Origin of the sequence: Roseovarius conchicola, assembly GCF_041403425.1 — a bacterium.
Lineage (GTDB): Bacteria > Pseudomonadota > Alphaproteobacteria > Rhodobacterales > Rhodobacteraceae > Roseovarius > Roseovarius conchicola.
Window position 1 is genome coordinate 1062376 of the sequence record NZ_JBGEHK010000001.1, and the last position, 21413, is coordinate 1083788.

Genomic DNA, 21413 nt, shown 5'->3' on the forward strand with positions numbered 1-21413 from the left:
ACCGTCATGAGCGATGCCGATTTCACGCTGACCCCTGAGTTGCTGCTGCGGGCCTACACGTCAGGCATTTTTCCGATGGCCGAAAGCCGGGATGATCCCGAGCTGTTCTGGGTCGACCCGCGCAGCCGGGGCATCCTGCCGCTGGACAAGTTTCACATCTCGCGATCCCTGGCCCGCCGGATGCGGCGCGGCGGGTACGAGGTGGCGCTCGACCGCGATTTCGAAGCTGTATTGCAGGCCTGTGCCGCACGCGATGAAACCTGGATTAATGACCAGATATCCGAACTTTACACGTCTCTCTTCACGTTAGGTCACGCGCATTCTCTGGCCGTGTATGAACAGGGTGAACTGGCGGGGGGCGTTTACGGCGTTGCCATTGGCGGGGCGTTTTTCGGGGAAAGCATGTTTTCGCATCGCACCGATGGTTCCAAGCTGGCGCTGGCCCATCTTACCGATCACTTGCGGCGCTGTCGGTTTACCTTGTTCGACACACAGTTCCTGACCGACCACCTGGCCAGCCTGGGGGCGATCGAAATCACCCGCAACGCCTATCATCTGCGTCTTGAGCACGCGGTCGGACTGACCCGTTCGATCAAAGAAATAGATTTGGAAACCGACCCTTACTCGGTCTTGCAGCGCAGCACCCAGACGTCGTAACGCGGATGTTCCAGCGCGTTCAGCGCCGGGGAGGACGCAACCATCCAACCCTGAAAGACAGGGTTTGCGGTTTCGGTTTCCGTGATGGTCAGAAGCGCATAAGCCTCGCCCGACGGATTGTCCGTGGGATAGCGGCATTCGCTTAGCGTGATCAGCAACCGGTCAATCGCATAGGACTCGCCATTGGCAAGCTCCATGTCGAATACCTTTCCGTTTACCTTTTCCAAACCACGCAGCACAGCGCCGGTGCCTTGCGAAACCTCCTGTGCGATGATGGGCATGGAAAACCCGAGGCTCAGACAGATCGACAGCGCAAGCGCCCTCATCCTTCGTCTTCCTCGCTTCCGGCCACGAATTTCATCAGCAAGGCAATCAGGCTGACCGAGCCTTGGGTGAACTCGATCTCATCGCCCGCAGCAAAATAAAACGGCGATCCACCAGGCAGGATTTCAACATAGTTCCCCCCCAGCAACCCTTCCGAACTGATCGCAACAGCGCTGTCATCCGGCACTTCGATGCCTTCGCGCACTGTAAATTCGGTCTGGGCACGGTAGCTTTCAGGATCCAGCGTGATCTCGGTAACGCGGCCGACCTTGACCCCGGCCAGACGCACATCCGTGCCCACATCAACGCCATCGGCACTGCGAAAACTGGCGTTCAGTTGATACTCGGTCTGACCGGTGGAAATGCCTGTCATTTGCCCGGCATAGATCAGGAAACCCGCCGCCGCGGCCAGCACCAATCCACCGACAATCACTTCGGTTTTGTTTTCCGACATACTCGTCTGCCTACTCCGGGCTCCACGCCTCGTAATCGCGCCGCTCTGCTGGGGCGGCGCGGCGGATCGATCCTGCAGGCGCATAGGCCATAGCCGTGCCGGTCAGGTTTTCCTCATGTGGCTTTTCCCACGCCTTGCGCGGCAAAGGGGCTTCGGTCGGCGGGTCCTGATAGGTGTGGTGCAGCCATCCATGCCATTCGGGGCTGACCCGGCTGGCCTCGGCCTCACCGTTGAACATCACCCAGCGGCGCTTGCCGTCACGTGTTTCAAAATAGCCATTTCCCTGATCGTCTTCGCCCACTTTGACGCCTTTGCGCCAGCTCCAAAGTTGCGTGTTCAGGGTGGAACCGTCCCACCATGTCACTGCGCGTAGAATTGATTTGAGAATGCCCATCCGGCCCTCCTGTTCCTGCACCAGATATGGCGTATCTGCACCCAAAGGTCCAGTGCTGCCTCAACGGAAAAAGGCAGGCGCATGGCCTGCCTTCCACATGTCTTGTGACGTCCCGATTCTGATCAACTGGCGCTGGTGCCCTCTTTCTTGGCATCGGCATAAATCATCAGGGGGGCAGCATCGGAATTGGCCGCCTCTTCATTGACCACGACCTCTTCAACCGTGTCCATGCCCGGCAGGTCAAACATCGTATCCAGCAGGATGCTTTCCAGGATTGAACGCAGGCCGCGAGCGCCGGTTTTGCGTTCAATCGCGCGTTTTGCAATGGCCGCAAGCGCATCATCGGTAAAGGTCAGCTGCACATCTTCCAACTCGAACAGGCGTTGATATTGCTTGACCAAAGCGTTCTTGGGTTCGGTGAGGATGGTGATCAGGGCGTCTTCATCCAGATCTTCCAGCGTTGCAATCACAGGCAAGCGGCCCACAAACTCCGGGATTAACCCGAATTTCAGCAGATCCTCCGGTTCCAGATCGGTGAAGATCTCGCCCACGCCGCGGTCATCCACATCACGCACATCGGCCCCAAAGCCCATCGCGCTGCCCTTGCCACGGGCGGCAATGATCTTGTCGAGGCCGGCAAAGGCGCCGCCACAGACAAACAGGATGTTGGTTGTGTCCACTTGCAGGAATTCCTGTTGCGGATGCTTGCGCCCACCTTGCGGCGGCACGGCAGCCACGGTGCCTTCCATCAGTTTCAGCAACGCCTGCTGAACCCCTTCGCCCGACACATCGCGGGTGATCGAGGGGTTTTCCGATTTGCGCGTGATCTTGTCGACCTCGTCGATATAGACGATGCCGCGTTGTGCGCGTTCGACGTTGTATTCGCTGGCCTGCAGCAGTTTGAGGATGATGTTTTCGACATCCTCACCCACATAGCCCGCTTCGGTCAGCGTGGTGGCATCGGCCATGGTAAAGGGCACATCCAGAATCCGCGCCAGGGTCTGGGCCAGCAACGTCTTGCCGCAACCGGTTGGCCCGATCAGCAGAATGTTGGATTTCTGCAGTTCGATTTCGCCAGCCTTGCCGGAATGATCGAGACGTTTGTAGTGGTTGTGCACCGCCACCGACAGCACCCGCTTGGCCGTTGCCTGACCGATCACATAATCGTCAAGCACACCGCAAATCTCACGTGGGGTCGGCACACCGTCGCTGGATTTCAAACCGGCGGTCTTTGTCTCTTCACGGATGATATCCATGCACAGCTCGACGCATTCATCACAGATGAACACGGTAGGGCCCGCGATCAGCTTGCGCACCTCGTGCTGGCTTTTGCCGCAAAAGCTGCAATAGAGGGTGTTTTTGCTGTCGCCGCCTGAGTTATTCGCCATGACCTATTGTCGCCTTTCGGTCCTCTGTCGCCATACCGGCCCTGCTGTTTCGCGTCAGCTTACGGCAGGTGCCGCGGCTCCACAATCTCAAATTCGCGTCTCCGGGCGCCCGATCCGTTTCCAAACTGTTTACGTCGTTTCATCATCCGCCTTGGCCCGGTTCTCGACGATTTCGTCGATCAGACCCCAGTCCTTGGCTTCTTCGGGACTCATGAAATTGTCGCGTTCCAGCGCGTCTTCGACCTTCTTCAGCGTCTGGCCCGTGTGCTTGACATAAATCTCGTTCAGCCGGGTTTTCAGTTTCTGGGTTTCCTGCGCATGGATCATGATGTCCGTCGCCTGCCCCTGATATCCGCCCGAAGGCTGGTGCACCATCACCCGGCTGTTGGGCAGAGAAAAGCGCATCCCCGCTTCACCCGCGGTCAGCAACAAGCTGCCCATCGAGGCCGCCTGACCGATCACCAGCGTGCTGACCTTCGGGCGGATGTACTGCATCGTGTCATAGATCGACAGACCGCTGGTGACCACGCCACCGGGGCTGTTGATATACATGCTGATTTCCTTGCTGGGGTTTTCCGCCTCAAGATGCAAAAGCTGCGCAACGATCAGGCTGGACATGCCGTCATGCACAGGCCCGCTCAGGAAAATAATCCGCTCTTTCAGCAGCCGCGAAAAGATATCATAGGCCCGTTCGCCCCGGCTGGTTTGTTCCACAACCATGGGTACGAGAGTGTTCATATAGGTGTCGATGGGGTCTGTCATATTGCCTGCCTCAGCGTTGCGTCCGTGTTCTACACGAAGAGTTCCTAAGGGAGTCTTAGTGTTGCGCCGGGGGGGCTGCAAGGGGATGCGCGCGTTTACTGATACGGGGGGGTAACCACCTGTTCACTCCGGTATGCCGGGCGACTCACCTGAACCGCTGGCGCCGGCCCGGATGTTAGATTGCCTGCAGATCAGCCATTGGTCGCCTGCTCCGACGCCATCAGCGTTTTCAGTTTTGCAAAAAGGTCAGCCCCCGCATCGCTGTCCCGCAAGGCCCTGATCCGCGCGCGGTGATGGCTGACGCAGTTTTCATGCCGCTCTGCGATCCCGGGAAGGGCCAGCAAAGCCTGCGTTTCGGCATCCCTGATCGCGCTGCTTTGCAGGATCGAACGATCCTCGATCCGGTTGTGATTATACTCGGTCGCATATCGCATGGCGTCGATCTTATCGAAGCCGAACACATTTCCGCGATCATGCTTCACCAAAAAGCTTTCTGCCGAACGCAGCACATAGTGATTAAGCTGTACCTTCCCGACACGCTGCGCCACCTGCAGCATCTTGCGCCGCGGTTTCTTGGTCGAAATCTCCAGGGCATTGCCCGACCCGTCACACCAGCGCACATCCGAATAGGACTCGGGCGCGACCGTCGGAAAATGGTTGAACGGCACAATATCATCGCGCACGCGGTGCAGGCTTTTGATTGCCGTACGCGCCTTGGTCCCGGCGCCGACCTGTTCACCCCCGGTGAAGAAAAACTGCCCGGTGATCGGACCGGGATCAAAATCCGTGACACCGCCGAAACCGAAATTCACATGGTTGAAGGACAGCACGTCAAACGGGTCCAGCGCCCCGATCAAGGTGGGCAGCGTCCCGTCTGCATGCGTGACATTGATAAATTCATCGACATCAATCAGCGCAACATACTCGGCGCGCTGATATTCCTTGAGATGCTGGGCATAGGAAAACGCCACGTTGATACGCTGATTGGAATTCACCAGACAGTTCGGATTTTCCAGATGGCGGATGATCCCGGCATCATCCAGGCAATCCAGTAATTCCTTGGTGCCGTCCGTACAGTCGTTTGAAAAGATGATGAACCTGTTCGCCCCGATCGCGCGATGATGGGCCAGCCATTCAAGGATGAACGGTCCCTCGTTCTTCATACAGGCGACAACGGTGATATCCATGCAAACCTCAATCGTCTTTAATCTTCGATACTGCCCATCCAGACCCTTGCCCGGGCCCTTGCATGATGTGTTTGCCTACCTGATATCACGGCCCAAACACAGGCCCAAAGAAAATCTGATCTCCTGTTTTCTCTTTGGACGATGTGGCGTTTATCGTTGGTGCCAAATCTTCACATGCTGGCCCGATTTGTTCGTCGTTTCATGCATTTTGCGAGTTCACCTTGCCCCGTTCCGCTGCCATATTATCTAGAAGAAAACCACAAGTTGCGGAGAGCAGAATGCAACTCACGGTCAATGGCAAAACGTATGACATCAATGTGGAACCCGAGATGCCCCTGTTGTGGGTGCTGCGGGACGAACTGGGCATCACCGGTGTCAAATACGGCTGCGGGATCGCTCAATGCGGGGCCTGCACCGTGCATCTGGATGGCGAACCTGTGCGTGCCTGTCAGACTTGGGCAGAAGATGCCGTTGGCGCCCAGATCACCACGATCGAAGGGCTTGGCACACCGGAGGCGCTGCATGCTGTGCAAGCTGCGTGGATAGAACACCAGGTGGCACAATGTGGATATTGCCAATCCGGTCAGATGATGAGCGCCGCCGCCCTTCTGGCCGCCATTCCCAACCCCAACGAGGCCGAGATTGACGAGGCGATGAATGGCAACCTGTGTCGCTGTGGCACCTACCCCCGCATCCGTGCCGCCGTCAAAACCGCCGCCACCAAGATGCGCGAGGGCTAAGAGATGAGCCGCATCGGAAAAATCGCCCGCCGGTCCTTCCTGATCGGCTCGGTCGCTATTGTCGGCGGCGTGGCCTTTGGCGTTTACAAATACAACCAACCCGAAAAGAACCCGCTGCTTAACGGCCTCCCCGAAGGCCAAGCCGCATTGACACCTTACGTGCTGATCACTGCCGACGGCATTACCCTGATTACGCCCCGTGCAGACAAGGGACAGGGGGCCTATTCGGTGCAGGCCGCCCTGATCGCCGAAGAACTGGATGTCGAACTGGACCAGATCCGCTTTGATCCCGGCCCACCCTCACCTGCCTATTGGAACACCGCCCTGTCGGACGAGGCCGCCGCCTTCGTCGCGCCGGGCGGCGGGATGATCAACACGCTTGCCCAAGGCACCATCGATGCAGGGATCAAGTTTATGGGTGTGCAGATCACCGGCGGATCGACCACCGTACCGGACGGGTTTGACAAACTCCGTGCCGCCGGTGCCACCGCCCGCGAAACGCTCAAGGCCGCTGCCGCTGCAAAAACAGGTGCGGCTATTGAGGACCTCAAGACCGAAAGCGGGGCCGTGATCCTGCCCGATGGCACCCGCCTGCCCTATAGCGATCTGGCCAGCGAGGCCGCGCAGATCGAACCGGTCACCAATGTGCCCCTGCGCGATCCATCGACCTGGCGGCTGATTGGCAAGCCGATGCAGCGCGTTGATATCGTGGCCAAATCCACAGGTACGCAAGACTATGGCATTGATATTTCCGTCGAAGGAATGGTCCATGCCACCGTGGTGCTGAACCCAGCACAGGGCGGCACGCTCAACAGCTTTGATGCAAGCGAGGCGCTGTCGATGCGCGGCGTCAAGGCAGTGGTCCCCATCACCGGCGGCGTTGGCGTGATTGCCGACAACACTTGGCGCGCGTTCCAGGCCGCACAGGCGATCAGCTTTGACTGGGGTCCCTCGCCCATGCCTTCCAGCATGGCGGCCCATTGGGACGTTCTGGCAACCTCTTTCACCAGGGATAACCGCGACAGCCGCAAGCGGGATGACGGCGATGTGGATGCCGCGTTGGCGGGTGCCGAGGTCACAGAAGCCGAATACCGCATGCCCTATCTGGCCCATGCCCCGCTGGAACCGCTTTGTGCCATCGTGCGAGTCGATGAGGACGCGGCAGAGGGCTGGGCAGGTACCCAGATCCCACGCTTTGTACAGGACAATATCAGCCGCCTCACCGGCATCGACACCGATAAGATCACCCTGCATGTGCAGATGATGGGCGGCAGCTTCGGCCATCGCCTTGAGGATGATTTCATCCGGCGCGCCACGGAAATCGCCATGCAAATGAAGGGCACGCCCGTCAAGCTGACCTATTCGCGCGAAGAAGATATGACGCACGACTTTCCCCGGCAGATCGCCATGGCGCGCCTGCGCGGCACCATGAAGGATGGCAAGGTCGAGACGATGGATCTGGGCATCGCCATGCCCTCGATCATGGGCTCGCAACTGGGTCGTCAGATCGGGGCGCTTCCCGGCCCGGACAGCCAGATCGTTGCCGGCGCGTTTGAACAGCCTTTTGCCATTCCCAACCAGCGCATCACCGGTTATCGCGCGCCCGATCTGGCCCCCATCAGTTCGTGGCGCTCGGTCGGTGCTGCAACCAACGGGTTTTTCTACAATGCCGCGCTGGACGAGTTGATCCACGCCGCCGGGGCAGACCCGATGGAGGAGCGTCTGCGCCTGTGCGATGACGACGTGGCCCGCCAAGTGCTGGAAGCCGTCGCCGACATGTCGGGCTGGTCCGGCCCCAACCCCAGCGCAAATCGCGGGCGCGGCGTGGCACTGACCAACTCCTTCGGAGTTCCTTGCGCTGAAGTGGTTGAGGTACGTGCCACCGACGACAGCATCCGCATCGAACATGTCTGGGTCGCTGCGGATGTGGGTACAATCGTCGACCCGGTGAATTTCGAAAACAATGTGCAAGGCGGCGTTGTCTGGGCGCTGGGGCATGCAATGAATTGCGAGCTTACCTATTCGGATGGCATCGCCGATCAAAACAATTACGACAGCTTCGAGGGGATGCGCCACGCGCAATGCCCCCGGATCCACGTGCGGGGCCTGGAAAACAGCGACACGGTGCGCGGCATTGGTGAGCCACCCGTGCCCCCCGCCGCCGCCGCCCTTGCCGGGGCGATCTTCGCCGCCACCGGTCAGCGTTTGCGCGAGATGCCATTCAGCAAATTTGTCGATTTCGCCTAGCGCACAGGGACTTGCAGCGCGGCCCGTGCGGTGTTTGAAAGGCGCATGCGCTCTGCTTTGGCCACCCTTCTTCTCATTGGCATTTCCACGCTGGCCGCTTTTGCAGCTGCTCCCCTGGGCCTGCCCCTGCCCTATCTGTTGGGGCCGCTGATCGCTTCGGCAACGATTTGTCTGGCAGCCAAGCCGATCCTGCCGGACGACTTCGCCTATCTGCCCGGGCTTCGTTTTGCCTTTATTGCGGTGATCGGTGTGATGATCGGCGCGCAGGTCACGCCTGATTTGTTTGCCAATACCCGTCATCTGCTGCTCAGCTTTGGCGCGCTGATCGTGTTTGTCTGCGTCGCCATCACCTTCAACTATTCGGTATTTCGCAAAGTTGGGCGCTATGATCGACCCACCGCGTTTTACTCCAGCATGCCCGGCGGGCTTTATGAAAGCATCGCCTTTGGCGACGAGGCCGGGGCCGACCCCGCCCGCCTGATGCTCCAGCAATTCCTGCGGGTCATCGTGGTGGTCACCGTGGTTCCGATCGGTCTGTCACTTTGGCTGGGCGAGGCTGTGGGCAGCGCCGGTGGCATGACATTGGCCAAGCCGGACGTGCCTTGGTCATCCCTGCCGATTGTTGCGCTGGCGATCCTTGGGGGCATCGGGCTGGGAGTGCTGCTGCGCCTGCCCGCCCGTCAGCTGACCGGGCCGATGGCCATGGGCGCCGCCTTGTCGCTGAGCGGTGTGATTGATCTGGATATTCCGCAATGGCTGGTCAATCTGGCGCTGATTATCGTGGGAACGGCGCTTGGGACACGCTTCAACGGGATCACCGTGCAGCAGGTTGTCCAGGGCATGGGATTGGCGCTGCTTTCTGTGGGAGGCATGCTGATTCTGGCCGCTGGCCTTGCCGTCGGCCTCAGCCATCAGACGGGTCAGGGCTTTGACATGATGCTGATCAGCTTCGCTCCCGGCGGCGTAACCGAGATGACCTTGGTCGCCCTCAGCCTGACAGGCACTCCCGCCATCGTCACCCTGCACCACATCGCCCGCATCCTGATTACGGTTGGCGTGTTGGTGATCTCGTCCAAATGGATGCGCCGCCGGTTTTGACAGGGCGGCGGCTTCGGGTTATCTGAACATACGTTCATTTCTTGAAAAGAGGCTCCCATGCATATCAAAGACACCGCCGCGATCATCACCGGGGCCGCCTCGGGGCTGGGCGAGGCCACGGCGCGGCATTTCCGAAAGCACGGCGCGCAAGTGACAATACTGGATCGCGATACTGAGCGTGGTCAGGCCGTGGCCGATGAGATTGGCGCGGCATTTGCCGAAACCGACGTGACCGACGAGGATTCGGTTCAGGACAGCATCAAGATCGCCTGCAAGGCGATGGGCAAGATCACTGCGGCGGTCAATTGTGCCGGCATCGCCCCCGCTGCCAAGACGTTGGGGCGCGACGGCCCCCATCCTCTCGGCACCTTCCAAAGCGTGATCGACATCAACCTGGTGGGCAGTTTCAACGTGGCCAGGCTGGCGGCGGCAGAGATTGCCAAGAACGATCCGGCCTCGGATGGCGCGCGCGGGGTGATCATCAACACCGCCTCCATCGCTGCCTTTGACGGGCAAAAAGGCCAAGCCGCCTACGCCGCCTCCAAAGGGGGAATCGCCGGACTCAGCCTGCCGATGGCGCGGGATTTACAGCGCGAAGGCATCCGCGTTATGGCCATCGCGCCGGGCATTTTCCTGACCCCCATGCTGCAATCCCTACCACAGGAGGTCCAGGACGGGCTGGCCGCCGACGTCACCTTCCCCAAACGGCTGGGTGATCCCAATGAATACGCCCGCCTCGCGCAATTTGTCATCGAATGCGGGTATCTGAACGGCGAAGTGATCCGGCTGGATGGCGCGCTGCGGATGCAGTGAGAGTCCGACGCGGAAAATCACACCGGAACCCTGCTCTAAGCCGCGCTTGAACCTCAGTGCTGCTTGATTGTCGATTGGCCGCTTTGAGTGCAATGTGACTGATGCCGCGTTTCGCACGAATGTCCAGTTCACAAGGGCGCCCGAAACCTGCCAAAATCAGAACCTTGTTCTGCAAACGGTTTTTGGAACAAGGCTTTTCAATTTTCTTTGAGAATTTGCCGCCAGTGACAAAAACGTCCGTTTTTGCACAGCGCTCGACGGGTCCTATTTGGTCACCGGCTTCAGATGGTCGCGCGACCGCAGGATCATGTTCATCGGCATCCAGCATCTGTCCTTGCCGTTCCCGGATAGCGTCTGAACACAGGCATGATCAAGCTTGGTGGCCCGGTGCAAACACCGCGCGCCAACTTTGCCTTTCGGTCTACCTCGCCGGCGTTATGCAAAGGATCGGATTGTCGCGAGGGGAAGGACGCAAGACCGGCGCACTTTCTTCGCGAGACTCTGATCTTGGAACGTCGCGGAAGCCCAGCACTCCTAAAAAATCATCCCACACAAACCTCTGACCTCGGCCACATTCATCGGAAAGACGGTCTGGCAATCTCGGCAAGTCAAACTCAAAAACATACGTACCGGTGTCGCGCCTTGTGCAGAGACGCTCTCTTGTGCAGTCAAGTTCTTGCGCCCGAACGGTCAGGCTGACCGTCGCTCCGCGTTCCGCGTTGACCCATAGATCTCCGTTTTGATAGGTTGGACCGCGCTCTCCCAAGCGAAGCTGATCTCCGGCCGATATCGCCGTATATGTAAGGACACCTTCCTCCCGGTCGGTGACATTAACAATCTCAAGCGCGCCCTTCGCCAAAACAGACTGAATCTCTCTATCTGCCGACAACTTTAACTCTAACTCTCGCAGTTCTCCGTCCCGCGCTCCGCCAAATGCACCGCTATCACCGGTACTCACGACATCAAAGAAACGCATATCATGGACTTCTACACGCACCGTGTTCGGTCCAATGGGGTGATCATGCACCGGCAACAATCCGGACGTATCGACACCACAAGCGGATAGGAAACCAAGCGATGCAATTGCGAACGATTTAAAATACTTCATAGAAACCTCCCAAACAATGCATAGACGGTAAGGGGTACCCATCGCACAATCAACCTTAGCGAGAAAACGGGCTTTTTTGAGCACCCATCCTAAAGCGGTCATTGGCATAAATCAGGCGGCTGGCAACTTCGTCCGCAAAGCTGCCATGCCGTCACCTGCCATCCTCAATGCCAAGTGATGCCCTCTTACTGGTTTGCGTCTCGCTGCCGTTCCAACTCGCGGTACAGCGCCACATTGGCGTTGTGCTCTTCCAGCGTTTCGGCAAACAAGTGCCCATCCCGCGGGTTCAGGGACTTGGCCACGAAGAAGATGTAATCGCTTTTCGGAGGGTTCACCGCCGCTTCGATACTGGCCCGGCCCGGATTGGCAATTGGCGTGGGTGGCAACCCATCAATCACGTAGGTATTCCAAGGGGTTTCGCGGCGAAGCTCACTCTGCCGCAAGCCACGCCCCAACACGCCAACGCCTTCGGTCACACCATAGATCACGGTCGGGTCGGTTTGCAGCTTCATGCCCTGGTTCAGGCGGTTGGTGAACACGCTGGCCACCTCGCCACGCTCAGTTGGCACACCGGTTTCCTTTTCGATGATCGAGGCCAGGATCAACGCCTCATAAGCACTTTCCAGAGGCAGATCCTCAGCGCGGTTTTCCCAGGCAGCGGCCAGAATGACATCCTGTTTCTCGCGCATCTGGGCGATCAGATCACCGCGCGCATCGCCGCTGGACACATCATAACTGTCCGGCGCAAGGCTGCCCTCGGGGGGCAACTCGGCGACCTCGCCTTCCAGAACATCAACCGATTTCAGCCCTTCAACGATCTGCCAGCTGGTGACGCCCTCGGCAATGGCGACGCGGTAGCGGGTGTCGGACTGGGCGCGCACTTCGGCAAATTCAACCGGCGCGTCATCCTCGGCCGGGTTGAACTCGGCCTTTTCCACATAGCGATTGGTCGTCGGGTCCAGCTCGCGCACCTGGATCAGCGAACGGGTCACCCCGATGCGATAGACCACCTCGGTACCACAGGTGCTGGCACCGCCACGGGTGACAATATCCGTGATCTCGCTCATACTGGCCCCCGCCGGGATCAGCCAGCTCCCGGCTTTCAGCTGTCCGGATTTATCCGTGTAATCCGCACCCATGCGAAAAATCGCACTGTTTGACACCGCGTTTTCACGTTCCAGCTGCTGCGAAACCCCGCGCATCGACGCGCCGCGCTCAACCCGCAGACAGATCTGTTCCTCCAATGGCCCGGCCGTTGAATACTCACGCTGGCCCCACAGGATCACCCCGCCGACCAGAAACACCGCGACAACCAGAAAAGTCAGCGCATTTGACGCGATGTGACGCCACATGGATCAATCCACCTTTCGGAACAGAACCGACGCATTGGTGCCGCCAAACCCGAAAGAATTGGACAGAGCGACATTGATCTCACGTTCGCGCTTGGCGTTCGGGGCCAGGTCAATCGGCGTCTCAACCGCCGGGTTGTCCAGGTTGATCGTGGGCGGCGCCACCTGATCGCGGATCGCCAGGATCGAGAAGATCGCCTCGATCGCGCCCGCGGCCCCCAGCAGGTGGCCCGTGGCGGATTTGGTCGAACTCATCGTCGCATGCCCGGCCTTGTCACCCAGCAAGCGTTCCACTGCCTGTAACTCGATCGTGTCGGCCATGGTCGAGGTGCCATGTGCGTTGATGTAATCCACGTCTCCCGGCGTCAGCCCGGCGTTCTTCAGCGCCGCCGTCATCGAGCGAAAGCCCCCATCGCCATCCTCGGAAGGGGCGGTGATGTGATAGGCATCGCCCGACAGGCCATAGCCCGCCACTTCGGCGTAAATCTTGGCGCCCCGTGCCTTGGCGTGTTCGTATTCCTCCAACACCACGATGCCAGCGCCTTCGCCCATGACAAACCCGTCCCGATCCGCATCATAGGGGCGGCTGGCGGCCTTGGGATCATCGGCGCGTTTGGTCGACAGCGCCTTGCAAGCGTTGAACCCGGCGATTCCGATCTGGCAAATCGCCGCCTCGGCCCCGCCGGCGATCATCACATCGGCATCGCCAAACATGATCATGCGGCTCGCGTCGCCGATGGCATGCGCGCCCGTGGAACAGGCCGTTACAACCGCATGGTTGGGCCCTTTGAAACCGTACCGGATGCCCACCTGACCAGAGATCAGGTTGATCAGGGCACCCGGAATAAAGAAAGGCGACACGCGGCGCGGGCCTTTCTCGGCAATCAGCAGAGTGGTTTGTTCAATCGACTGCAGGCCGCCAATGCCAGACCCGATCATTACGCCGGTGCGCAACAGGCTTTCTTCGTCCTCCGGAGTCCAGCCCGCATCCTTGACGGCCTGATCGGCAGCAGCCAAGCCATAGAGGATGAAATCATCCACCTTGCGGCGCTCCTTGGGAGACATGTGATCGTCCGCGTTAAACGTACCATCCGTGCCATCGCCTAAAGGAACTTCGCAGGCATAGGTGGTCACCACATTCGAGGCATCAAAACGAGTGATCGGCCCCGCACCCGATTGCCCGTCCAGCAAACGGCTCCAGCTTTCTTCAACGCCGGAAGCCAGCGGTGTCACCAATCCAAGGCCTGTCACAACAACGCGCCGCATGATGCTGCCCCTTTCATCTTTTCTTTCGGAGTGGTTTGCGACACACTCCATCGGTCTACGCTGCTCTTAGCGCGCCTTACCCATGAGGAGCAAGAGCGCGGCCCGCAAATCGGCGGGGTCGCGCATCTGAAAGAAGGTCATTTTAAAACTTCTTATTGGAACTCGGCCGTGGGTTCCGGCTGCGTGCGGGCAAACTCCAGCGCTTCGGCCAGATCGATATCCTTGGACATCAGCGCCCGCCCGATCAGCGTGCCCTCGATATTGGGAATGTATTTCAGGCGCACCACATCATCCGCGCGAGAAATCGTGCCGCGCGATACAACCTGATGCCGGGTCTTGCCGGCCAGCCCCGAGATCACGCCCAGACTGCCATCGCTGTCTTCGATATCCGCGTCGATATCCGTCAGGATGATCCCTGCCAGGGGCGTGTTTTCAAACTCCGCCATGAAGGTTTCGGGACTGAACGCACTGGGCTGACGCCAGCCATCGGTCATCATCTGCCCCTGGAAAATGTCGATCGCCAGGACAATCTGGTCGGGATACCACTTGGCCAGTTCCTTCACCAGACCGGGGTCTTGCGAGGCCAATGTGCCGACCACGACGCGCCCGACCCCTTTGTCGATCCAACGTTCCACCGCCTCGCGAGACCGGAACCCGCCGCCCATCTGGACAGGAATGCCCGCGCTGCGGATGATTTCCTCGGAGAGATCGTTGTTATCGCCATCCCCGATAAGGGCGTTGATGTCCGTCAGGTGCATCCATTCCGCCCCGGCCGCAGCAAAGCCCCGCGCCGTTTCGACCGGATCGCGATGCCAAATCACCGGCTCGTCCAGACGTCCGCGCGTCAGCGACACGCATTTTCCGTTATGCAGTTCAAGTGTGGGATAAATGATCATGGCAGCACGTCCCTTTGAAACACGATAAAGCCCCCGGTGCGGCGACCGGATCGGCCCCTCATGCATCATAGCACAGGGCCGCGCTGTCCCTAAATCGGCATGATAGAGAAGATTTGCGCCGCAAACAGGTGATACTGACGGAGGTAAGCCTCAGGTATGTTGGGCCGGTAAGGGCCGCGTTGCGGGACAAAGCGGACCTTCGCCGCGGGCCAGCCACCGGAGGCCAACGTCAGCCCCTGGGGTGGCGACCCACCATTTGCTTCGGGGCGCTTTATGCTCGCAAAGTACATCCACAGAACGAGCGCAGCGCCTGTGTCAGAGTAATCGCCAGCCCAAAGGAGGGGCTGACGATGGCCGGGCCGCTGCGCGGCTGTTAACCGGCTTGGTGCTTAACAGCGACGACCGCAAAGGGCTCAGAGCCGGCGTCTTTAACACACTATCGCGAAAGCTCGCTCAAATTCGGGTGTTTCAGTTCATCCCCCGGCGGCAGTGACATAGCGTGTTGTCAGCAACCCCCGCTCGCGCTTCCACTCGAACACATCCGCCCGAGGGGTCCATTTGTAACGGGTATCGGCGCGCACTGCCTTCCACGTCAGAACCCCACCTTTGCGCCAGGGATCCAAGACGATGCCATCATACATCGACGCCCCTTTGGCGCTGACAATCGTGGTAGAATGCTCAAGCCGCCAGTTGTCGTAATTCGCAATGGCACGGTGCAGGTCCAGTGTCTGGAAATTCTCGATCTTCAGGCGCTTTTCCATGTCTTCGGCCCAATGCCAGCACAACCCGCGCGGTTTGGTGCCATTGTTGACCTTGATGTTGTGCAGCAGAGGACCATCGGTGATCTGGTACTCGCGGCGCAATCGCGCCGTATGCTCATAAGATATCCGTGCCGCACGCGCGGCTTCCTCAGGATCAATGCCCGGGCTCAACGCAAGAATACTTGCCGTAAGGTCCGCGACGTCGCTGGCAGCCTCGGTGCTCTGAACCGTCAACGGCGCAGCCGGAACCGCCCGTCGTTCTCCGTCGGGCATGCTGCACGCCGCAAGCAGAAGCAGGCCTGCCACCCAAAGTGCCTTAAAAAATGCCGTGATCTTGATCATCCGTCGGCTCAACCCTGATCTTAACATATAGCCGTGCTAGCGCGGGCCGTCTGAAATGTCGAGCAACCGCCCCGGTCACATCCACGTGGGTGCGGCATACAAACATCACCCGATTGGGGCAGGCAAGCAAGCATCCATCAAAGAAAAGGCCCCGCAAAATGCGAGGCCTTCATCACCGCGAGATAGCGGAGATATGTCTTACGACGCTTCCGTGATGAACTTAACCGCATCGCCGAAAGTCTGAATGGTTTCGGCAGCGTCATCCGGGATTTCGATACCAAACTCTTCTTCAAAAGCCATGACCAGCTCGACCGTGTCCAGGCTGTCTGCGCCCAGATCGTCGATGAACGAGGCGTTTTCAGCAACCTTGTCCTCTTCCACGCCCAGGTGTTCCACAACGATCTTCTTCACGCGGTCTGCGATATCGCTCATGTCATAATCCTCATCGTTCTCATGGGCCGTCTGGCCCGTTATTGCCCCTGTCCAACCGGAAGAGAGGCCTTGGAATATGCCCGGTCTGACCGGACGATCAGGGAACCTTTACTGGTCAGCCCCGACAAATCTGCGCCGCCTATAACACATGGCGCGGCGTTGGCAAATCATTTCCCCACTTGGGAACCATACCCTCGAATTCAAGGACTGGCCCTTCGTCGACGGGCGCCCGGGGCGTCGATCCGCACGGCCCGACAGCGCCGTTACAGCATCGCCATTCCACCGTTCACATGCAAGGTCGTGCCCGTGACATAACCTGCCTCGGGAGACGCCAGATAGAGAACCGCGGCGGCGATTTCCTCGGGCGTCCCCATGCGGGCCGCAGGAATCTGCGCGTTCAGCTTGTCTTTCTGATCATCCGTCAACTTGTCAGTCATCGGCGTTGCCACAAAGCCCGGCGCGACCGCGTTGGCGGTGATGCCCCGGCTGGCCACCTCGTAGGCGATGGACTTGGTCAGCCCCACCATCCCGGCCTTGGAGGCCGCATAATTCACCTGCCCGGGATTGCCCGTGGCACCGACAATAGAGCTGATATTGACGATCCGCCCCCAGCGTGCCTTCATCATCGGGCGCATCACGCCACGGCACAGACGCATGGTCGAGGTCAGGTTCACGTCAATCACGCTTTGCCATTCTTCATCGGACATGCGCATGAAAATCTGGTCACGGGTGATTCCGGCATTATTGACCAGAATATCCACGCTGCCCATTGCCTCAATCGCCTGTTTCGGCAGGGCATCGACCGCCTCGGGGTCGGACAGGTTGCAGGGCAGCACATGCACCCGGTCGCCCAATTCGGACGCCAGGGCATTCAACGGATCAACGCGCGTGCCGCTGATTCCAACCGTGGCCCCCGCGCCATGCAGCGCCTTTGCGATGGCCCCGCCAATTCCTCCGGATGCGCCGGTGACCAGCGCGCATTTTCCTGTCAGGTCAAACATTTACAATCTCTCACTTATTTCAGAATTCAGCGCGGTTTAACCGGCCATGGCCTCGGTAGCGGCCTTGACGTCATCAGGCGTACCAACAGCGCCAGTCGCAACATCGCGATCAATCCGGCGCACCATGCCCGACAAGGCCTTGCCCGCACCGATTTCCCATATCTCGCTCACACCTTGCGCGGCCATGTATTGCACAGATTCGCGCCAGCGCACCGATCCGGTCACCTGGCGGATCAACAACGCGCGGATACCCGCCGGATCACTGACCGCCTCGGCCACCACATTGGCCACCAGCGGCACGGTCGGCGCAGCAATATCAACGTCGGCAAGGGCCTTTTCCATCACCTCGGCGGCAGGCTCCATCAGCGCACAATGGAAGGGCGCGCTGACAGGCAGCAACATGGCGCGTTTGGCTCCGCGTTCCTTGGCCATATCCGCCGCACGTTGCACGGCCCCTGCATGGCCGGAAATCACTACCTGTGCCGGATCGTTGTCATTGGCGGCCTGACAAACCTCGCCTTGGGCGGCCTCCTCGGCAAGTTGGCGAACCGTTTCCAGATCAAGGCCCAGTATCGCGGCCATCGCCCCTACACCCACAGGCACCGCCTTTTGCATCGCCTCGCCACGGGTGCGCAGCAACCGGGCCGTATCCGCCACGCTGATTGCGCCCGCGGCAGCCAATGCGGAATACTCACCCAATGAATGCCCGGCGACAAAAGACACCTTGTCCAGCGTGACGCCTTCGGCCTCCAGCGCGCGCGTTGCCGCAAGCGACGTTGCCATCAATGCAGGTTGCGCGTTCTGCGTCAGGGTCAGTTGATCCTGCTCGCCCTCCCAGATCAGCGCAGATAGTGACTCTCCCAACGCCTCGTCCACCTCGTCAAACACCGCTTTCGCAGCCGGATATGCCTCGGCCAGCGCTTTGCCCATGCCAATCGTCTGGGCACCCTGCCCCGGAAATACAAATGCTCGGCTCATGATGGTTGCCTGTTGCCTCCTTCGTCTTGTTGCCCTCGGGGATATCCTGCAAAGCGCGCTTAGGCAACGCCCTGCACAAACGCACCTCAGATGTGCGTGGGCCACAGATTGCCCTTCGCCTGCGCGCACCGCATGTTAAAGGTGCGTTAAAACCGAAGAGGCCCGACATGCCCCGCCACAACACCGATACGCGCTATGGCAGCGTCGCCAAAAGCTTCCACTGGCTGACCGCCCTGTTGATTCTGGCAATCATCCCCCTAGGGATTATTGCCGAGAACATGGCCCATGCGATCACTTCGGCCGAGGGCGCGCCGGATCAGACCTTGATCGACCGGACCACCCTGTTGTTCTCCCTGCATAAGACTTTGGGCGTGGCGGTGTTTTTCGTTGCGCTTGCCCGCATATTCTGGGCGATGATCCAGCCCCGCCCCGGATTGCTGAACGGGGACAATCGGCTTGAGGCGTTTGCGGCCAGCACGGTGCATTGGTTGCTTTACGGTTCGCTGGTGATGGTCCCGCTCAGTGGCTGGGTGCATCACGCTGCCACAACCGGCTATGCGCCGATTTGGTGGCCCTTTGGTCAAACACTGCCCTTCGTGCCCAAAGACCCCGTGCTGTCAGACCTGACCAGTACGCTGCACTATGTGCTGCAATGGGTGCTGATCGGTTCGCTTGGCCTTCATATCATGGGCGCGTTGAAGCATCACGTTCTGGATGGCGATGCCACGCTGCGCCGGATGTGGCCCGGTGATGTGGACGGGCAACCGACCGCCGAACAGCCGGGCCATGCGGCACCGTTCCTCGGGGCTGTCACGGTTTGGGCGGGGGTTTTGGGCGGTGCCGCCATGCTGGGGTGGTTCGCCCTGCCCGAGGCTGCCGCGCCGGTGCCCACCACCCTGTCCGCCGAAGGGGGCAACTGGCAGGTTGAAGACGGCACGCTTGAGATCACCGTGACGCAAATGGGCGCTGACATCACGGGCCAGTTCGCCGACTGGAGCGCGCGCATTCAATATGCCGAGACCGCAGATGCCAACGGCAAACACGGTGAAGTGGTGGTCGAGATCAACACCGCCTCCCTGACGTTGGGCAGTGTGACCGATCAGGCCACCGGGCCCGCATACCTGAACAGCGCGGCCCACCCACTTGCCACCTACAAAGCGGATATTATGAGTATCGACAGCGGCTTGGCAGCCAAAGGTAATCTGACGATCCGCGAGGAAACAGTGCCATTCGACCTGCCCTTTGAACTCACGATTGAAGGAGATCAGGCCGAAGCCACAGGCACCGCCGAGGTGGATCGCCGGGCGTTCAAAATGGGTTTGGATGTAACGGATGAGGGGTCTTTGGGCTTTGGTGTCGACATCTCGTTCGCCCTGACCGCCCGGCAGGTGGCGGACGATTAACCCTCGGCCCGCTCGGCCAGATCCAGCCACTCTTCCTCGGCCTCTGACAGGGCTTTGTGGCGCGCGGTCAGGGCTTCGGTCGCCTTCTGGAACTTTACCGGCTCGCGGGTGAACAGCTCGGGATCGGCCATCAACTCTTCCAGTTTGCTGATCTCGGCTTGCAGGCGTTCCATTTCATCGGGCAAGGTTTCAAGGCGGTGCTTCTCGGTAAAGCTCAGCCCTGATTTTCCCTGCGTTTTCTGAGGCTTTTGACCCGCCTTTGATTTGGATTTAGAAATCGCAGGACCGCTCTCACCCTCGGGTTTCTGTGACTGGTAATCGCTCCACCCACCGGCATAGGCGGTCGCCCGGCCCCGGCCCTCCAACGCGATGGTCTGGGTCACGACACGGTCCAGAAAATCACGGTCGTGACTGACCAGCATCACTGTGCCGTCGTAATCGTCCAGCAATTCCTGCAACAGGTCGAGCGTTTCGATATCCAGATCATTGGTCGGCTCGTCCAGCACCAGAAGGTTGCTTTCGCGCGCCATCAGCTTGGCCAACAAAAGCCGCGCCTTTTCCCCGCCCGACAGCGAGCGAACCGGCGCGCGGGCCTGAGCTTCGTCAAACAGGAAATCCTTGAGATATCCAACCACATGGCGCGGTTGCCCCCGTACCATCACCTGATCGGCCTGCCCCGACACGCGCATGTCCTTGTCGCCGGTCAGGCTGTCCCACAAGGTCATATCCGGGTCCAGCGCGGCGCGGGATTGATCGAACACAACGGGCAGCAATTTCGTGCCATGGCTGACCTGCCCTGAATCCGGTTCTTCTTTGCCAATCAGCATGTTGAGCAGCGTGGTCTTGCCCACACCATTCGGGCCAACAAAGCCCACACGGTCACCGCGCTGAATCTTGATCGAAAAATCTTTTACAATCGGCACATCGCCGAAAGACTTGGAAATACCCCGTGCCTCGATCACCTTGCGCCCGGATTTGGGCCCGCTTTCCAAAACCATCGCGGCCGTGCCCTGGCGCTTGATCTGGCTGGCGCGTTCCTGACGCAAGGCCTGCAATGCGCGCACGCGGCCCTGGTTGCGCTTGCGCCGCGCGCTGATCCCTTCCACGGCCCAGCGGGCCTCGGCCTTGATCTTGCGGTTCAGCTTGTGACGCTGGATGTCTTCCTCTTCCCAGACGGTGTCACGCCACGCCTCGAAAGCCTCGAAACCCTTTTCGTGCCGGCGGGTCATTCCTCTGTCAATCCAAAGGGTTGCGCGGCTCAATGCACGTAAAAATGCGCGGTCATGGCTGATCAGGACAAAGCCAGCGCGCGTCTGTTTCAACTCGGCCTCAAGCCAGCCGATCGCCTCGATATCCATATGGTTCGTCGGCTCGTCCAGCAGCATCAGATCAGGTGCTTCGGCCATCAGCTTGGCCAGCGCCGCACGGCGGCGTTCCCCGCCCGAGGCAGTTTCGACGGGCCGTGCGGGATCGAATTTCAGACCTTCCCCCGCGCGTTCGACCTTGTACATCTCGCTGGGGTCCAGCCCCGAGATGGCGTAATCCCCCAAGGTCGCAAACCCGGCCATGTCCGGGTCCTGCTCCATGTAGCCGACGCTTTTGCCGGGCGTCAGGGTGCGCGTACCGGTATCCACCTCAACAAGGCCCGCCATCACCTTCATCAACGTGGATTTACCCGATCCGTTGCGCCCGACCAATGCAACGCGATCCCCCTGCTGGATCACCAGCGAAAGGTCGTCAAATACCGGGTCCCCGCCGAAGGTCAGGGAAACATCACTCAGTTGCAAAAGGGGTGCGCGCGCCATGGCGTCGG

21 protein-coding genes are annotated in these 21413 nt (G+C 59.8%); 6 read left to right on the forward strand and 15 right to left on the reverse strand.

All coding sequences use genetic code 11. The features are described 5' to 3' along the window. The first annotated feature begins 6 nt into the window (after positions 1 to 6). The gene (aat, locus tag V6N02_RS05160) at positions 7 to 657 is read left to right on the forward strand and encodes a leucyl/phenylalanyl-tRNA--protein transferase (RefSeq protein WP_371224420.1); all 651 of its coding nucleotides are present in this window, start codon (positions 7 to 9) and stop codon (positions 655 to 657) included. Here the strand turns inward: aat and V6N02_RS05165 are convergent. The 6 genes from V6N02_RS05165 to V6N02_RS05190 form a co-directional block, all read right to left on the reverse strand. Beyond that, positions 621 to 983, reverse strand: a complete 363-nt coding sequence (locus tag V6N02_RS05165) for a DUF2155 domain-containing protein (protein ID WP_371224421.1) — start codon at positions 981 to 983, stop codon at positions 621 to 623. The genes aat and V6N02_RS05165 overlap by 37 nt on opposite strands. Next, entirely contained in the window at positions 980 to 1435 is a 456-nt protein-coding gene (gene mlaD, locus V6N02_RS05170) for an outer membrane lipid asymmetry maintenance protein MlaD (RefSeq protein WP_371224422.1), read from the reverse strand. The genes V6N02_RS05165 and mlaD overlap by 4 nt, the downstream gene beginning before the upstream one ends. A 10-nt stretch (positions 1436 to 1445) precedes the next feature. Beyond that, complete coding sequence (locus tag V6N02_RS05175; RefSeq protein ID WP_371224423.1) at positions 1446 to 1829, reverse strand: NADH:ubiquinone oxidoreductase subunit NDUFA12; 384 nt, start codon at positions 1827 to 1829, stop codon at positions 1446 to 1448. A gap of 122 nt (positions 1830 to 1951) precedes the next feature. Further along, complete coding sequence (gene clpX / locus V6N02_RS05180; protein WP_371224424.1) at positions 1952 to 3217, reverse strand: ATP-dependent Clp protease ATP-binding subunit ClpX; 1266 nt, start codon at positions 3215 to 3217, stop codon at positions 1952 to 1954. A gap of 129 nt (positions 3218 to 3346) precedes the next feature. Beyond that, positions 3347 to 3979 carry an ATP-dependent Clp protease proteolytic subunit gene (locus V6N02_RS05185; protein ID WP_371224425.1) on the reverse strand — a complete coding sequence of 211 codons (633 nt, stop codon included), beginning with the start codon at positions 3977 to 3979 and terminating at the stop codon, positions 3347 to 3349. Between the two features lie 191 nt (positions 3980 to 4170). Further along, positions 4171 to 5166 carry a glycosyltransferase family 2 protein gene (locus V6N02_RS05190; RefSeq protein WP_371224426.1) on the reverse strand — a complete coding sequence of 332 codons (996 nt, stop codon included), beginning with the start codon at positions 5164 to 5166 and terminating at the stop codon, positions 4171 to 4173. Positions 5167 to 5444: 278 nt separating this feature from the next. Here V6N02_RS05190 and V6N02_RS05195 point away from each other — a divergent pair, with 278 nt between their 5' ends. From V6N02_RS05195 to V6N02_RS05210, 4 genes are read left to right on the forward strand one after another with little or no spacing between them, the layout of a single operon-like run. Then, on the forward strand, positions 5445 to 5906 hold the full coding sequence (locus tag V6N02_RS05195; RefSeq protein ID WP_371224427.1) for a (2Fe-2S)-binding protein: 462 nt from the start codon (positions 5445 to 5447) through the stop codon (positions 5904 to 5906). 3 nt (positions 5907 to 5909) lie between these two features. After that, positions 5910 to 8153 (forward strand): xanthine dehydrogenase family protein molybdopterin-binding subunit, encoded by a 2244-nt coding sequence (locus tag V6N02_RS05200; RefSeq protein WP_371224428.1) that lies wholly within the window; start codon positions 5910 to 5912, stop codon positions 8151 to 8153. Positions 8154 to 8198: 45 nt separating this feature from the next. Further along, positions 8199 to 9251, forward strand: a complete 1053-nt coding sequence (locus V6N02_RS05205) for an AbrB family transcriptional regulator (protein ID WP_371224429.1) — start codon at positions 8199 to 8201, stop codon at positions 9249 to 9251. A 57-nt stretch (positions 9252 to 9308) separates the two neighbouring features. Continuing rightward, the gene (locus tag V6N02_RS05210; protein ID WP_371224430.1) at positions 9309 to 10064 is read left to right on the forward strand and encodes an SDR family NAD(P)-dependent oxidoreductase; all 756 of its coding nucleotides are present in this window, start codon (positions 9309 to 9311) and stop codon (positions 10062 to 10064) included. A 421-nt stretch (positions 10065 to 10485) separates the two neighbouring features. On the opposite strand, the gene V6N02_RS05215 is transcribed toward V6N02_RS05210, so the two are convergent. From V6N02_RS05215 to fabD, 8 genes are all read right to left on the reverse strand, one after another. Further along, entirely contained in the window at positions 10486 to 11172 is a 687-nt protein-coding gene (locus V6N02_RS05215) for a hypothetical protein (protein ID WP_371224431.1), read from the reverse strand. Between the two features lie 185 nt (positions 11173 to 11357). Next, a complete protein-coding gene (gene mltG, locus V6N02_RS05220; RefSeq protein WP_371224432.1) occupies positions 11358 to 12524 on the reverse strand; it encodes an endolytic transglycosylase MltG in 1167 nt (388 codons plus the stop codon). 3 nt (positions 12525 to 12527) lie between these two features. Next, positions 12528 to 13787 (reverse strand): beta-ketoacyl-ACP synthase II, encoded by a 1260-nt coding sequence (fabF, locus tag V6N02_RS05225; RefSeq protein ID WP_371224433.1) that lies wholly within the window; start codon positions 13785 to 13787, stop codon positions 12528 to 12530. A gap of 152 nt (positions 13788 to 13939) precedes the next feature. Next, positions 13940 to 14683 (reverse strand): 1-(5-phosphoribosyl)-5-[(5-phosphoribosylamino)methylideneamino]imidazole-4-carboxamide isomerase, encoded by a 744-nt coding sequence (locus tag V6N02_RS05230; RefSeq protein ID WP_371224434.1) that lies wholly within the window; start codon positions 14681 to 14683, stop codon positions 13940 to 13942. 473 nt (positions 14684 to 15156) lie between these two features. Continuing rightward, entirely contained in the window at positions 15157 to 15717 is a 561-nt protein-coding gene (locus V6N02_RS05235; protein WP_371224435.1) for a hypothetical protein, read from the reverse strand. Positions 15718 to 15984: 267 nt separating this feature from the next. Beyond that, the gene (locus V6N02_RS05240; RefSeq protein WP_035247318.1) at positions 15985 to 16218 is read right to left on the reverse strand and encodes an acyl carrier protein; all 234 of its coding nucleotides are present in this window, start codon (positions 16216 to 16218) and stop codon (positions 15985 to 15987) included. A gap of 263 nt (positions 16219 to 16481) precedes the next feature. Next, entirely contained in the window at positions 16482 to 17219 is a 738-nt protein-coding gene (fabG, locus tag V6N02_RS05245) for a 3-oxoacyl-[acyl-carrier-protein] reductase (protein ID WP_371224436.1), read from the reverse strand. A gap of 36 nt (positions 17220 to 17255) precedes the next feature. Further along, positions 17256 to 18197 (reverse strand): ACP S-malonyltransferase, encoded by a 942-nt coding sequence (fabD, locus tag V6N02_RS05250; protein ID WP_371224437.1) that lies wholly within the window; start codon positions 18195 to 18197, stop codon positions 17256 to 17258. Positions 18198 to 18364: 167 nt separating this feature from the next. On the opposite strand from fabD, the gene V6N02_RS05255 reads away from it, so the two are divergent. Continuing rightward, positions 18365 to 19600, forward strand: coding sequence for a cytochrome b/b6 domain-containing protein (locus tag V6N02_RS05255; protein WP_371224438.1), 1236 nt, complete (start codon positions 18365 to 18367; stop codon positions 19598 to 19600). Here the strand turns inward: V6N02_RS05255 and V6N02_RS05260 are convergent. Then, positions 19597 to 21405, reverse strand: coding sequence for an ABC-F family ATP-binding cassette domain-containing protein (locus V6N02_RS05260; protein ID WP_371224439.1), 1809 nt, complete (start codon positions 21403 to 21405; stop codon positions 19597 to 19599). The two genes, V6N02_RS05255 and V6N02_RS05260, sit on opposite strands and share 4 nt — an antisense overlap. Positions 21406 to 21413: the final 8 nt, after the last annotated feature.